The sequence below is a fragment of the Brevibacterium sp. S22 genome (assembly GCF_004745485.1).
Taxonomy (GTDB): Bacteria; Actinomycetota; Actinomycetes; order Actinomycetales; family Brevibacteriaceae; genus Brevibacterium.
Map to the genome: position 1 here is coordinate 22,835 of NZ_RHFG01000022.1, position 12,941 is coordinate 35,775.

A 12,941-nucleotide genomic window follows, 5' to 3' on the forward strand; every position below is an offset into this window, starting at 1 on the left:
GCACTGAAACAGCCAACGCAGGGCATCACTCTGACCGGACTTTCGAAGTCCTTCGGCGATCTCAAGGCCGTCGACGCCCTCGACCTGAGCATTCGGCCCGGTGAGCTCGTCGTCGAATCGTCGATGCGCGCCGCCTCTCCGCTGATGGAGAGGGAGACCGACGTGCTGCGGGCAGCAGCTGACGGCGCCAGCGTGGACGAGGTCGCCGCGAAGCTGTTCCTGTCCACCGGACCGTGCGGAACCGACTATCGGCGGCGATCGGGAAGACCAACGCCCGCAACCGCGCCGACGCCGCACGCATCGCCCGCGACAACGGGTGGCTGTGACTCAGCCGGCCGTCGGAGCCACCTCTGCGCCACCACGCGGGCCTCGGACACGTGACTGTGCATTGGAAGTGCATACGTACTGTTTTTCATCACTACGTGTGCACTTCCGGCATACAGTAGCCGTGCCACACGCTGACTCAGCTCCGCTTCAGCGCCTGGCCCCAGGACAGCTTCGGGCCGGACTGGAGGATCGAGCGCTCGAAGATCCGGGTCGCCAGCAGCAGAGCGAGCAGCGTCGTGACCGCGAGGATGAGCAGGGACAGCAGCGGTTCCCACCACTCGATCGTGCCGAGGAAGACCCTCATCGGAACGGCGACCGCCGCCGAGAACGGGATGTAGGACAGCACCGCCATGACCGTCTCGTTGGAGGAGAAGAGGATGACTCCCATATAGGGCAGGACGATGAGCATCATGATCGGCGTGCTCGTCGACGGCAGGTCCTCGACGCGCGAGACCATCGAGGCCGCGGCCGCGTAGAGGGCGGCGACCATGATGAAGCCGATGACGAAGAGGGGCACGAACCACGCGATCGGTTCGGCGACCGACCCGAGCACGAAGTCGTTTCCGCTGACGGCGGCCCCGGCCAGCACCGCGACCGCGGTGAGTCCGATCTGTGCGAAGGCGAGGATCGTGCAGGCCATGACCTTGCCGAACATGAGCACCCGCGCCGAGGTGGACGCGAGCAGGATCTCGACGATCCGTGACTGCTTCTCCTCGACGACGGACGAGGCGATCGTGTTTCCGAACGTCATCGCGGCCATGAAGAACACGAGCCCGAGGCCGAGCCCGATGAGGTACGTCAGGGTCGGATCCGGTGCGTCGGGGTCGAGGAGTTCGACCTCCGGAGTGAGGCTGAGAGAGCCGATGAGCGACTCGGGCGCCGAGCGCAGCGACAGGACCGCGACCCCGGTCGGTGAGTCCGTGGATTCGACGACAGCCGCTTCGACCTTCTCCGAGGTGACCAGAGATTTCGCCTCTCCCACGTCATCGACGGCGACGGGTTCGATGTCGTCGAGCCCCTCGATGGCTTTCGCCCCCGCCGAGGTGACCGCCACCTTGTCGGTGGAGGAGAACAGTGAGGGCAGCGCTCCCGAGACCCCGACGAGCACACCGAAGATGACGATTGAGAGGATCGTCGAGATCATGAAGGCCTTGGACTTGAGGCGGACCATGATCTCGCGTTCGATGACGAGGCCGATGGCGGTGGTGAAGCCTGCGCGATTCGTGGCGCCGTCGGCGGCCGCGGTGTTCGTGACTGACGTGCTCATGACTGTGTGACCTCCTGGAAGAGACGGTTGAGGGCGACCTCGTGCGGGCCGAAAGACGTCACCGAGGACACGGAGAGCGCTTGACGCAGGACCGCCTCGGCGGCGTCGGAGTCCGGGGCGGAGAAGCGGGCCCAGCTGCCGTCGAGTTCGACGACGGAGATGTCGGGCATCCCGCGCACCCAGCCGAGGTCGGCATCGGTCTGCAGAGTCCATTCGGGCAGGCTGCGCTGCCGGCGCAGCTCCTCTGTGGTGCCTGCGGCGACGAGGCGGCCGTCGTTGATGATGACGAGGTCGTCGACGAGACGTTCGACGAGGTCGAGCTGATGGCTGGAGAAGAGCACGGGGGCGCCGGAGGCCGCAAAGGAGGTGAGGACGCCGAGGGTGCGTTCGACGGCAGCGGGATCAAGACCGGAGAAGGGTTCGTCGAGGACGAGGGCCTGCGGGTCATGGATGAGCGCCGCGGCGATCTGGACCTTCTGCTGGTTGCCGAGGCTGACCGATTCGAGGGTGTCGGTGGGTTCGCCTTTGAGGTCGAGCTGCTCGAGCAGTTCGAGGCCGCGCTTCTTCGCCGTCTGGCGGGACAGCCCGTGGAAGCGGGCGAGGTAGACGAGCTGGTCGATGATCGGCATCTTCGGGTAGAGGCCGCGCTCCTCGGGCATATAGCCGATGGCGCTGCGATGCCTCGGGGTGATGGCCGCCCCGTCGACGGTGATGCGTCCGGAGTCCGCGGCGAGCACGCCGAGGAGGATCCGCATGGTCGTGGTCTTGCCCGAACCGTTCGATCCGACGAAGCCGGTCATCCGGCCGTCGCCGATGTCGAAGCTGAGGTCGTGCAGCACCTGCTTCGCACCGAAGCTGCGATTGATGTTCTCCAGGGTGATCATGTCTCAACGCTATGTGGAGATCACTGATCTGGGATCAGCCGAGAGAGTGAATTCGCGCCCCTGCCTGAGGGGGAGGGGCCGTGATGGGCAGATGGACGATCCTATTGTGCCCTGTCTTGACAGCCGATCTTTGCGATCCCGTGTTCATAGGCCCAGATGACAGCGTGGATACGGTCGCGGATGCCGAGCTTCGACAGCAGGTTCGACACGTGGGTCTTCACGGTGGCTTCGCCGAGGAAGAGCGAGCCTGCGATCTCGGCATTGCTCGCCCCGGCCGCGACCAGCCTGAGCACTTCGAGTTCCCTGTCGGTGAGCTGTCCGAGCTCCGGGGCCGCGGGGGTGGTCGGCTCCGGTGTGGACACGGAGCGTTCGATGACACGGCGGGTCACCTCGGGAGAGAGCAGACCGTCGCCGGCTGCCAGCGCGGTGACCGCGTCGATGAGCTGCTCGGCCTCGGCCGTCTTGAGGAGGAACCCGCTGGCCCCGGCGGCCAGTGCGCGGAACAGGAAGTCGTCGCGGTCGAAGGTCGTGAGCATGAGGACGGCTCCGCCCGAGCCGCGGCGGACGATCTGCTCGGTGGATTCGAGTCCGTCCATGACCGGCATCTGCACATCCATGCAGATGACATCCGGGGACAGCTCGAGCGCTCGGTCGATGGCGATCTGCCCATTCTCGGCCTCGCCGACGACGGTGATCCCGTCCTCGCTCTCAAGGATCGTGCGGAAGCCGGTGCGGACCATGGACTGATCATCGACGAGGAGGACTCGGATCATATGGATGCCTTTGCTGAGGGATCGGTTCCGGCTGCGGGGCGAGCGAGAGTGGTGGTTGCGCCGGCGTCGGACTCAGCTGCCGGTGAGTCAGGCGCGGGAGAGTCCGCGGTGCTGCGCGGGTAGGGGATGCGGGCGCGGACGAGCCAGCCGCCGCGGGACTTCGGTCCTGCTTCGAGGCTGCCGCCGAGGGCGCTCATCCGTTCCCGCATGCCGACGATGCCCAGTCCCAGTCCTTCGCTCTTGGATCGCCCCTCAGCCTCAGGCTGGGTCTCGGGGGAAACAGACGCTGCGGCAGTTCCCGGTGGGCGGGAATCGCTGATCTCGACCTCGAGATCGCTGCTGCCGTAGCGCAGCCGCACTTCCACCTCGGCGTCGGCACCCGCATAGCGGGAACAGTTGGTCAGGGATTCCTGGATGACGCGATAGATCGACATCTCGGTGATCGGGGTGAGCGGACGCGGGTCTCCGATCGTCGTGTACTCGACGCTCTGGCCGAATCGTCGGGCGGAATCGATGAGTTCGGGAAGGTCGCCGAGGCCGGGGTTGCCCTTCGTCGACGTCGCCGTCTGTGCGCCGGTCGAAATGCCGGCCGTCTGGTCGGTCTCAGTGGCCGCGTCGTCTGCGGCGGCAGTGCCGTCGGTCGGGGAGTCCGAGTCGCGGAGGGTGTAGACGAGGGCGCGGAGCTCGTCGACGGTCTCTCGGGTCGATGACTCGATGACTTGAAGCGATTCCTTGGCTTTGTCGGGATTCTTCTCAAGGGTGCGACGTGCGGCGGCGGCGTGGATGCCGACTCCGGCGATATGGTGGGCGACTCCGTCGTGGAGTTCCCGGGCGATCCGCACGCGCTCGAAATCGAGCGCCTGCCGGGTCAGCTGCCGCTCCTGTTCCCGGACTTCTGCATTGGCGGCACGGAGGTCGGCCATGAGGTTCCGCTGCTTCCAGGCCCTGTTGCCGAAGACCCAGGCTCCACCGAAGAACGCGGCATTCGTCAAGAAGGACACTCCACCGGAAGCAGCGAACTGCAGGACGGTGAAGTCGCCGAGGGCTCGGTACTGGACCGACAGCGACACCGCGAAGAGGGCCGCCATGCCGACGCACAGAAACAGCCGCGACCAGAAGGCGACTCGTCGGCTGCGCTGCCAGGGTCCGATCGAATAGATGCCCATGAACATGACGATTTGGGAGACGCCGATCTCCATGGCGCTGTTGACCAGTGCCACGGTATAGACCAGGCAGATGACAAAAGCGCTCTGGCTCGGATAGCGGCGCCGATACAGCAGGGGTGCGGCGAGGAGGACGGACGCGAGGCAGCAGGCCCACAGCGGAGCCTCGAGAACTTGAATGCTGGAGGCGCTGTAGAGCACTGCGAAGAGCACCGAGGACACAGCCAAGCCGATGACGATGTAGACATCGCCTTTGGTGGTTCTGATGGCTGTCTCGTCCGCTGTCATCCTTCCAGCTTAGACAGTCGCTGAGCCGGTCGGCATCCGTCTCAGTGGGGAATTCGCGCAGCACACCTCCCACTGGTGGCGGAGGTGCACCGGAAGCCCGGGTGAACGTGAGCGCCCCTCCGCCCCACACCGAGCCGTCGTGTCCCCACCAGACGGCCCCGTCGTCGGCCTCACGCCGGTGCAGACCGAGACCGTATTCGAGCGTCGCCTCTCGAACGAGATCACCGGAACGGTGCTCTGCCCGCCGCGGGCTCGACATGATCTACACCATCCATGAGCTCGTCCTCGACGCCCTCATCGCCGGATTCGCTGAAGTGCGCGAGAGCGATAGCTGAAGAGAACGGTTCAGCAGTCTCGAGTCGGCGCAGCCTGATCAGGCCCGCTGCGCCACGATGACCGCCAGGTCCCGGTGCTGCCAGTGCACGCGGGTGGTCAGCCCCGCCTCGGCGAGCCAGGTCAGCTGCTCATCGAGTGAACTGGGGGTGTCGTCGATCCAGTCGATCGGTGTGACGACGTCCGCCGGATCGGTGGGGACCACGAGATCACCGAGGACGAACCGCCCGCCTGAGTCGAGCACCCCGGCGATGCGGGCGAAGAGGTCCGCCTTGCCGGGACCGTCGAGGTGATGGACGGCGAGCGTCGACATGACGAGATCGAAAGGTCCCTGAGGAAGCGGTTCTTCGAGGCGACCCAGGCGCAGCTCGGTGCGCTCCGGGTCAAGGGTCGCCTTCGCGGCGGCGAGCATCTCCGAACTCGCATCGATGCCGAGCAGCTGCGCTTCCGGGAGTGCGTCGAGAACACGCTGTGCTGTCAGCCCGCTGCCGACGCCCAGATCGAGGATCGATGCCGGTGCTCCCGTCGCCGCTGCGGCAGCCACCTCGGTCTGCAGGCGCGGATAGTCGGGAATCTCCTCGGCCATGAGTGCCCGGTAGGTCTCCGGGTCCCACTCGAATTCGGCCATATCAGCTCCTTTGCCGCCGATGCGAGGAAGGCTACTCCTCGCAGCCGCTACAGGTCGATGGCGACGATCGGATCCGTGGTCGGCTGCTTCGAGCCGCCCTCAGGTTCGACGGTGATGCCGAAGACGCTGCCCTCTGCAAACGTCTCGTCGGTGATGGTCATCGGCTCGGCCGACATCAGGCCAGCGCTGACGGGGCCGTCGTCTCCGATCACCCACATCTGCATCGACTTTCCGGCAGGTGGCTGCCCGATGTCTTTGGGACTGAGGCGGATGAGCTGCTCACTCTCGGAAGAGAACACGGTGACACTGCCGCCCTCCGGCATGTCCGCAGTGTCTGTTCGCAGGTCACTGGCTTCCATGAGGCGGGCGGAATCGTTCAGGCGCTGCTGGGTCGCGGCCAGGTCCTCTTCCAGATCGTTCTGCCGCTGCTGCTGCTGCCAGACGGTCGCACCGAGACCGGCAGCGACGACGATCGCCGCCGCGGCTGCGACCCAGGGCAGCCAGGGACGTCGGCGAGGCTGTGACTCATCACCGCTTCCGATGCGGGCGTCGGACCGGCGTGCTTCCCGACGGTCGTTGAGCGAAGTCGGCGCCGGCGTGGCGGTGTCCGCAGCATCCGGTGAGGCCTCCGCCTCGGCGGTCCGAGAGGAATCGGGTGTCGGTTCCTGCTCATGGTTCTCGGGGATCCGCAGGATCGCATCGCGGGTCGCCGGGCTGATCTCGACCGGTTCGTCGGACTCGGCCATCAGCGATATCGTCTCTTCATAGGAGGCGACCTCGGCACGGAAGTCTGCATCGGACTCGGCCAGTGCCTGCGCCTCGGCGAGTTCGTCGTCGGTGAGCCCGCCCAGGGCCAGACCGGCGGCCAGATAATCACGATCGGTGCTCATCGACTCGCCTCCAACTCATCTCGCAGCTTCTTCATTCCGTCTCTGATCCGTGACTTGATGGTACCCAGCGGCACCTTGAGGTCCTCCGAGATCTGGGCGTGGGTCAGACCCTGATAGAAGGCCATGACGATCGGTCTGCTCTGCTCCTCCGGGAGGACCTTCAAAGCGGAGACCGTGCGGACCGAGTCCGCCCGGTCGATCACGGTCTGTTCGACCTGCTCACCCGCCTCGGCGGAGGTGCGCAGCCCGTCGGCGAGGTCACGGTCCTGCTGGGACTGGACACTGCGCACACAGTCGATTGCCCGTCTGCGACACAGGGTGACCAGCCACGCTCGGCCCGTTCCTCGGACCGAATCGAAGCCTGCGCACCGCGTCCACACCTCTGTGAAGCATTCCTGCAGGACCTCCTCGGCGAGCGATCTGCTCTTGACGATCCGGAGGATCACTGCCATGAGAATGCGGGACTGATCCGTGAAGAGCTGTTCGAACGCGGCCCGGTCACCTCGGGCGATGCGAACCAACAAGTCGCCGCTGGAATCTGCGGAGGCCGCCGTCGGGTCGTCAGAGCTCATTGCCCAATCATGCCATCTCAGCACAGGCACTCGTTTCCCTGTGTTGGATGTTGGGCGTGTGAGGGGTGGACGACGAAGCGGCCGGGCCCCGATCTGCTGTCGGCGGATCGGGACCCGGCCACGTCGACGTGGTGCGCTAGCGCGCAGGGCGGTTCGGTCACTTCTCGGGCATCATCACACCGTCGACCATGTAGACCGTGGCGTTCGCGGTCTTGACTCCGCCGCAGACCAGGCCTGCATCATCGAACTTCATGTCCTCGCCCTCACCGGAGACCTTGACCTTCGAGCCTTCGACGGTCTCGTGCTCACCGGCGATCTCATCGGGGGAGAGCTGACCGGGGATGACATGGTAGGTCAGCACCTTCGTCAGCTGGTCCGAATCCTTGGCCAGTGCGTCGAGGTCGTCCTTCGGCACATCGGCGAAGGCGTCGTCGACCGGGGCGATGACGGTGAATTCGTCGCCGTTGAGAGTGTCGACGAGGTCGACATCGGGATTGAGCTCACCCGAGACCGCCTGGGTCAGGGTCGTGAGCATCGGATTGTTCGAGGCGGCAGTGGCGACGGGATCCTGCGCCATTCCCTCGACGGATCCGCCTCCATCAGGGTTCTCCTCGGCGTACGTCGAGCAGCCGGAGCCGACGAGGTCGGCATCGTCCATCGAGGAGTCGCCGGACTCGTCGGGCATCTCGGATTCGCCCGAGTCAGCCGGTTGAGATTCGGAGCTGCCCGAATCCGAGCCGGACTCCTCCCCGTCGGAGCCGGAATCCATGCCCGAGCAGCCGCTCAGTGCCAGGAGGCCGATGGCGCCGGCCGAGAGGATGGTTGCGGTGCGAGTGCGAAGCAGTGTCTTCATTGTTCTTCTCCTTAAAACAGTGATGCTTATGAGCTCACAGCTGTGAAGTGATCTCCATTGCTCGCTGTGTACTGGGTATTCGGCGTGGGTGCGTTCACGGATGGGTGGATCGGGAAGAAAGTTGAGAATTTCTTCGCCGAGGCGGCTCCCGGGCTCGGATGATGAGCCGAGCGGGTGCGGGGTCAGTCCGCTCGGAACTGGATGTGGTGGTGTCCGGTCGCCGAATTCGGGATCGAATCGCGACGTTTCGCCGTCTGCACGGTGCCGTCCTTGTCGGTGGCGCGCACGGTGAGCGTGTGGGTGCCTGTTTCCACCTCGGTGAAATCGGCACGCCACTGCCGCCACGTGTCGATCGTGACCTCCTCGGCGAGGGTGGCCTCGGCCCAATCCCCGTCGTCGAGTCTGACCTCCACGCGCTTGATGCCCGAGCGCTGCGCCCATGCGGTGCCGCCGACGCGGATGTCCCCGGCGGAGACCTTGGCCAGCGGCTTCGGCACTTCGATGCGGGAGGCGACGAGGATCGGCGCCTTCTCATCCCACCCGCGATCGGTCCAGTAGGCGGTCTTCTCATCGAATCGGGTGACCTCGAGTTCGGTCACCCATTTGGTGGCGGAGACGAATCCGTAGAGTCCGGGCACGACGAGGCGGGCGGGGAAACCGTGGATCGGGGTGAGCGGTTCGTCATTCATCCCCACCGCCAGCAGGGCGGCGCGGTCATCGGTCAGCGCACCGATCGGAGTCGAGGCGGTGAATCCGTCGAAGGAGTGGGAGAGGACCATATCGGCGTCTGCGCTCGGGTGTGCGCGGGCGAGGAGTTCGCGCACGGGATAGCCGAGCCAGGTGGCGTTGCCGACGAGCTCCCCACCGACGGGGTTGGAGACGCAGGTGAGCGTGATGTGGTGCTCTTCGAGGGGCAGGTCGAGGAGGTCGTCCATAGTCAGGGTGACCTCGTTCTCAACCATTCCGTGGATGCGCAGAGACCACTGTTCGGGGTCGATGACCGGGGGTGAGAGCACCGTGTCGATGCGGTAGAAGTCCTTGGCATCGGTGACGAAAGGGGCTGTGCCGTCGACGTCTGTGCTCGCTGCGGCCGGGATCGCGGTCGCCTTCTTCGCGGGGGTGGGCAGAACCAGTTTGGCCACTGCGGCTCCGGCGTCCTGAGCCAACGATGCAACGGTCTGACCGGCGGCGATAGTGACCGCACCGATGGCACCGACGGCTCCGGCGAGGGTGAAGAAGCGGCGTCGGCTGAGTGGATTCGACGTCCGTGATCCGGGCACAGGACCGGACGCGGAATCGGGACGGTGAGCCGCCTCGGCGGGGGTTTCGGGTTTATCGAGACGGAGGAGCAGGACGAAGGCAGTGATGCCGACTGCGATGCCGATGATTGTGGGAATGATGTCGAGGGCACTCGCCTCGGGGCGGAGGATGATGACGATGACGGGGACGAGTCCGGCGAGGAGCAGCAGAGTCAGACCCAGGCGTCGACGGGAGGCGGCCACCGCTCCGATGAGGCCCGCGACCGCGAGTGCTCCGAGGCCGGTGGAGAGGATGAGGACGAGCTTGTCGTTGTCTCCGAAGAGGGCGATGACGGGTTTGATGGCCGCCGGGGGAGCCAGGGGGATGATCGCCTGCCCGAGTGTGGGCAGCGGTGCTGCGCTCGGGTTGAAGGCGCGGGCGAGGAGGTCGGCGAGGCCGAACATCATGACTGTGGCGACGATGCCGGCCAAAGCACCGCGGAAACGGGGAGCTGCACGGATTTTCCGATTCATAGTGATCATTCGGAGCGGTCAGCCCGGCGGATGGGTGCACTGCCGTCGTCACTGATCATTCACTGAAATGCCAGTGACCTGGTTGCGTGCCTGTCGTAGCATGGTGCAATGACTGAGAAACCCGGATACGCCCAGCCGCAGGCTCCGAGCGGAGATGCGGATGAGCCGAAGAGCCCGAGCGCGCCGATCTACACCGCCAAGGTCGAAAACCTCGGCGGCACCTCGGGTGAGGTGCGCGTCGAAGACGGCCAGACCCTGTCCACCGCCCCGACTTCACGGGTCGAAGCGGGCAACAACCCGGAACAGTTCCTTGCCATGGCTTGGTCGACCTGCCTCGGTGAAACGCTCAAGGTCGTCCTCGCCGTCAATGACATCGAAGCGCTCTCACGAGTGCGCGTCGAGGTCGAACTGCACAACGAAGCCTCCGGCAACGGCTTCTACTTCGCCCCGAAGGCGTTCATCTCCATCGAAGGAATTCCGGACACTGACGCCGAGAAGTTCGCCGCCCGTGCCCACGCTCGGTGCCCGATCTCCAAACTGCTCATGGGCAAGGGCTCTCCGGTCGTCGAGATCGAACCGTATAAGAACCCGGACAACTTCCAGCTCAGCTGAGGTCTCTGCCCACCTCGGCGACGAAGGGAAGCCTTGACGGGGACGGTTGGGGCCTCTTCAGTCGGACTCTGCGGCCACCTCGGCGGCGATCTGCGCTAACTGCGCGGCAGCCTCGGCGGGGCGGATCAGCCATCCCACATGCGACGATGCCAGCGTGCGCACACGGTAGGGATTGTCCGGGGTGAGGGCATCGCCCTCGCGGATCAGGCGGTCCTGCATCGCGGTCGGGATGCTCCGATCCTCGCCGAGGCGGACGAACGTGCGCGGAATCATCCCCCATGTGCCCGCCTGCGCCCGGTGTTCGGTGCCACCCGCGTCGAGGTTCTCATCGGGTTGCAGGGAATTGAGGAAGATGCGGAATTCGTCATCGCTGACGTCGGCGCAGAAGAGCTCCTTGACCCCGTTGAGGACGTCCGTGTCGGCCTGACGGAAGTTGCAGCGCAGGAGCCCGAGCTCGCCGGGATCCCCGCACAGGGCGCGGGCCAGCGTGGCGTCGTCGACCTCCTCCATCTCAGGTTCGGCGCCGTAGTCGGCGACTGGCAGCGACACCGGTGCCCATGCGGAGACATAGACCATGTGGTCGATGAGTTCGGGACGATCATTGGCCAAGGCGGTCACGGTGGCCCCGCCGCGACTGTGGGCGAGGATGATCACCGGTCCGCTGTCCTTGGCGCGGGTGAGCGCCTCGGCGAGAGCCTGAACATTGTCGTCCATGGTCACGCCCCTGATCGATCCCGGCGCCGAGGTGAACTCAGCGAGATCCTGAGGTGCCTGATATCCGTGCGGGAAGGTGGCGGCGAATCCATGGCCGGGCAGGTCGATCGCAGCCGAGCGCACCCCGTGGAATGCGAGCTCGGCCTGCAGCGGGGCGAAGGAGAAGGAAGTGGCGAAAGCACCGTGGACGAGGATGAGCGTGGGCTGCGTCATGCCGTCAGCTTAGCGGCCGCCTCGGCGATGGGGAACGGAACACCTGACAATGGCTCACCGGACGTCGAACCGGATTACAGTGTCGGGTAGGACGTTCAGCACCGGACCGGGCACGGATCGACGAGAGGAGCCGAGGTGGAGATGAATCTGCAGGAGGTCCTCTTCCTCGCACTCGACCTCACCGGCACCTTCGCGTTCGCCGTGTCCGGAGTGCTGCTGGCAGCTCGCCGCAATTTCGACATCACGGGCGGACTCGTGCTCGGCATGCTCACCGGCATCGGCGGCGGCATGATCCGCGACGTGCTCCTCGACCGGGTCCCCAACGCCATCGACAAACCCATCTACCTGGCCCCGGCGGTGTTGGCGACCCTGCTCATCTACATGATCGGCTCGCATGTGTCGCGTGCCCGGATCTGGATCGTCGCCTTCGATGCTCTGGGCCTGGGCGTCTTCAGCGTCACGGGCACGACGATCGCGCTGTCCGCGGGGGCGAACTATCCTGCCGCTCTGCTCATGGGGGCGTTGACCGCGTGCGGCGGCGGAGTCCTGCGCGATGCCGTGGCCAGCGAGGATCCCGCGATCTTCCGCGGCACCGACATCTACCTCCTCCCCGCTCTGTTCGGGGCAGGGCTGACGATCATCGCCGAGGTGACCGGACTGCTGGGTGCCATCGCCTCACTCCTCATCGCGGCCGCCGCCTTCGGCTTCCGCATGCTGGCATGGAAGCTGCAGTGGCGGGTGCCGCAGCCGATGCGGCAGTGGTCGTACCGGGACACCGGTCGCCGGGTGAAGAAGAAGCTGCCGTCGGTGTTCCGGAAACCGGACTGAGGGCGGTTCGCGGGCAGCGAGTCAACGTGTGCGACGATGACTTTATGAGTGAGACACCGGTCGGACCGCCACCGCCCGGACCGCCTCCGTTATACGAGATGGAACCGGTCCCGACATGGACGCGTGACTTTCTGCGCGTCCTCGGCATCGCGCTCTTCGGCGCACTCTTCGTCACCTTCCTCATCTGGTTCGCCTCGACGGGGCTGATGCTGCAGCAGAACTTCGACGTCGTCGAGGCTGACGCGGCATGGATGGGGATCTGTGCCGGGGGTATGGCCTTTCTCTTTCCTCTTCTGTTCATGGAGCACAGGCGCCCGGACGACGGGTTCCGCCGTGCGGGCCTCCTTCCGCTGATCCTCCTCAGCGTGGTCGTCTCCGCAGTGATCGTGACTCTGGTGGCGCTGGTCTGGCCGTTCTTCCTCGGCGAGCGGGCTGTTCCTGGAACGGTTGCGGCGGATCTCAACAGCGATCCGGCGAGCTTCTTCCTCGTCTTGTGCTTCCTCATCGGCGGAATGGCGTGGAGTATGTGCATGATGATGCCGATGATGATCGGCGGCTTCAAGGTCGCTCTGTGGCTGCTGCTGCCGTATCTCGGGTTCGTCTTCCTCATCCTCTTCGCCGGTGTGAGGGTCTTCGAGAATCCGCCGAGCCTGATCGCCACGATGATCTGGGTCGCTGTGGCGCTGTCGGGCCTGGCGGCGTTGACGGTGCTTGCGGCTCTGCGCAATGTCATCGACAAACCGAATCCGCAGCTGAGTGCGGCCGAACGCGATGCGGCCTACCAGCGGTACATGGAGGACCGCCGGTGAGCCGGAACAGGCTCG

At 65.7% G+C, this 12,941-nt stretch carries 13 protein-coding genes and 1 pseudogene; 4 read left to right on the plus strand and 10 right to left on the minus strand.

The annotated features are described in order from the left end of the window. Positions 1-135: 135 nt before the first annotated feature. Positions 136-326 (plus strand): annotated as a pseudogene (locus EB835_RS15435) (LuxR C-terminal-related transcriptional regulator); the annotation flags it as partial. 137 nt (positions 327-463) lie between these two features. Here the strand turns inward: EB835_RS15435 and EB835_RS15440 are convergent. The 9 genes from EB835_RS15440 to EB835_RS15480 form a co-directional block, all read right to left on the minus strand. Beyond that, positions 464-1,594, minus strand: a complete 1,131-nt coding sequence (locus EB835_RS15440; protein WP_135810346.1) for an ABC transporter permease — start codon at positions 1,592-1,594, stop codon at positions 464-466. After that, positions 1,591-2,478: an ABC transporter ATP-binding protein gene (locus EB835_RS15445; protein ID WP_135810347.1), complete on the minus strand. Its 888-nt coding sequence runs from the start codon at positions 2,476-2,478 to the stop codon at positions 1,591-1,593. The genes EB835_RS15440 and EB835_RS15445 overlap by 4 nt, the downstream gene beginning before the upstream one ends. 101 nt (positions 2,479-2,579) lie before the next feature. Further along, complete coding sequence (locus EB835_RS15450; RefSeq protein ID WP_135810348.1) at positions 2,580-3,251, minus strand: response regulator; 672 nt, start codon at positions 3,249-3,251, stop codon at positions 2,580-2,582. Then, complete coding sequence (locus EB835_RS15455) at positions 3,248-4,702, minus strand: sensor histidine kinase (RefSeq protein ID WP_135810349.1); 1,455 nt, start codon at positions 4,700-4,702, stop codon at positions 3,248-3,250. The genes EB835_RS15450 and EB835_RS15455 overlap by 4 nt, the downstream gene beginning before the upstream one ends. A gap of 373 nt (positions 4,703-5,075) precedes the next feature. Then, on the minus strand, positions 5,076-5,663 hold the full coding sequence (locus tag EB835_RS15460) for a class I SAM-dependent methyltransferase (protein WP_135810350.1): 588 nt from the start codon (positions 5,661-5,663) through the stop codon (positions 5,076-5,078). 47 nt (positions 5,664-5,710) lie between these two features. Continuing rightward, positions 5,711-6,553, minus strand: coding sequence for an anti-sigma factor (locus EB835_RS15465; protein WP_135810351.1), 843 nt, complete (start codon positions 6,551-6,553; stop codon positions 5,711-5,713). Then, on the minus strand, positions 6,550-7,125 hold the full coding sequence (locus EB835_RS15470; RefSeq protein WP_135810352.1) for a sigma-70 family RNA polymerase sigma factor: 576 nt from the start codon (positions 7,123-7,125) through the stop codon (positions 6,550-6,552). Before EB835_RS15470 ends, EB835_RS15465 begins: the two co-directional genes overlap by 4 nt. 157 nt (positions 7,126-7,282) lie before the next feature. Beyond that, the gene (locus EB835_RS15475) at positions 7,283-7,978 is read right to left on the minus strand and encodes a fasciclin domain-containing protein (RefSeq protein WP_135810353.1); all 696 of its coding nucleotides are present in this window, start codon (positions 7,976-7,978) and stop codon (positions 7,283-7,285) included. A 182-nt stretch (positions 7,979-8,160) separates the two neighbouring features. Beyond that, a complete protein-coding gene (locus EB835_RS15480; RefSeq protein ID WP_135810354.1) occupies positions 8,161-9,750 on the minus strand; it encodes a molybdopterin-dependent oxidoreductase in 1,590 nt (529 codons plus the stop codon). 108 nt (positions 9,751-9,858) lie between these two features. Here EB835_RS15480 and EB835_RS15485 point away from each other — a divergent pair, with 108 nt between their 5' ends. Next, positions 9,859-10,362, plus strand: coding sequence for an OsmC family protein (locus tag EB835_RS15485; protein WP_135810355.1), 504 nt, complete (start codon positions 9,859-9,861; stop codon positions 10,360-10,362). A gap of 57 nt (positions 10,363-10,419) precedes the next feature. Here the strand turns inward: EB835_RS15485 and EB835_RS15490 are convergent, their stop codons facing one another. Continuing rightward, positions 10,420-11,289 (minus strand): alpha/beta fold hydrolase, encoded by an 870-nt coding sequence (locus tag EB835_RS15490; protein ID WP_135810356.1) that lies wholly within the window; start codon positions 11,287-11,289, stop codon positions 10,420-10,422. A gap of 141 nt (positions 11,290-11,430) precedes the next feature. On the opposite strand from EB835_RS15490, the gene EB835_RS15495 reads away from it, so the two are divergent. Together EB835_RS15495 and EB835_RS15500 are read left to right on the plus strand one after the other, a co-directional pair. Continuing rightward, positions 11,431-12,117: a trimeric intracellular cation channel family protein gene (locus tag EB835_RS15495; RefSeq protein ID WP_135810357.1), complete on the plus strand. Its 687-nt coding sequence runs from the start codon at positions 11,431-11,433 to the stop codon at positions 12,115-12,117. Between the two features lie 44 nt (positions 12,118-12,161). Continuing rightward, on the plus strand, positions 12,162-12,926 hold the full coding sequence (locus EB835_RS15500; protein ID WP_135810358.1) for a hypothetical protein: 765 nt from the start codon (positions 12,162-12,164) through the stop codon (positions 12,924-12,926). The last annotated feature ends 15 nt before the right edge of the window (positions 12,927-12,941 follow it).

What these genes read in the sequence shown, in the direction of transcription:
- EB835_RS15440 (WP_135810346.1), bottom strand. Translation starts at nt 1,594, where the DNA reads ATGAGCACGTCAGTCACGAACACCGCGGCCGCCGACGGCGCCACGAAT.
- EB835_RS15445 (WP_135810347.1), bottom strand. Translation starts at nt 2,478, where the DNA reads ATGATCACCCTGGAGAACATCAATCGCAGCTTCGGTGCGAAGCAGGTG.
- EB835_RS15450 (WP_135810348.1), bottom strand. Translation starts at nt 3,251, where the DNA reads ATGATCCGAGTCCTCCTCGTCGATGATCAGTCCATGGTCCGCACCGGC.
- EB835_RS15455 (WP_135810349.1), bottom strand. Translation starts at nt 4,702, where the DNA reads ATGACAGCGGACGAGACAGCCATCAGAACCACCAAAGGCGATGTCTAC.
- EB835_RS15460 (WP_135810350.1), bottom strand. Translation starts at nt 5,663, where the DNA reads ATGGCCGAATTCGAGTGGGACCCGGAGACCTACCGGGCACTCATGGCC.
- EB835_RS15465 (WP_135810351.1), bottom strand. Translation starts at nt 6,553, where the DNA reads ATGAGCACCGATCGTGATTATCTGGCCGCCGGTCTGGCCCTGGGCGGG.
- EB835_RS15470 (WP_135810352.1), bottom strand. Translation starts at nt 7,125, where the DNA reads ATGAGCTCTGACGACCCGACGGCGGCCTCCGCAGATTCCAGCGGCGAC.
- EB835_RS15475 (WP_135810353.1), bottom strand. Translation starts at nt 7,978, where the DNA reads ATGAAGACACTGCTTCGCACTCGCACCGCAACCATCCTCTCGGCCGGC.
- EB835_RS15480 (WP_135810354.1), bottom strand. Translation starts at nt 9,750, where the DNA reads ATGAATCGGAAAATCCGTGCAGCTCCCCGTTTCCGCGGTGCTTTGGCC.
- EB835_RS15485 (WP_135810355.1), top strand. Translation starts at nt 9,859, where the DNA reads ATGACTGAGAAACCCGGATACGCCCAGCCGCAGGCTCCGAGCGGAGAT.
- EB835_RS15490 (WP_135810356.1), bottom strand. Translation starts at nt 11,289, where the DNA reads ATGACGCAGCCCACGCTCATCCTCGTCCACGGTGCTTTCGCCACTTCC.
- EB835_RS15495 (WP_135810357.1), top strand. Translation starts at nt 11,431, where the DNA reads ATGAATCTGCAGGAGGTCCTCTTCCTCGCACTCGACCTCACCGGCACC.
- EB835_RS15500 (WP_135810358.1), top strand. Translation starts at nt 12,162, where the DNA reads ATGAGTGAGACACCGGTCGGACCGCCACCGCCCGGACCGCCTCCGTTA.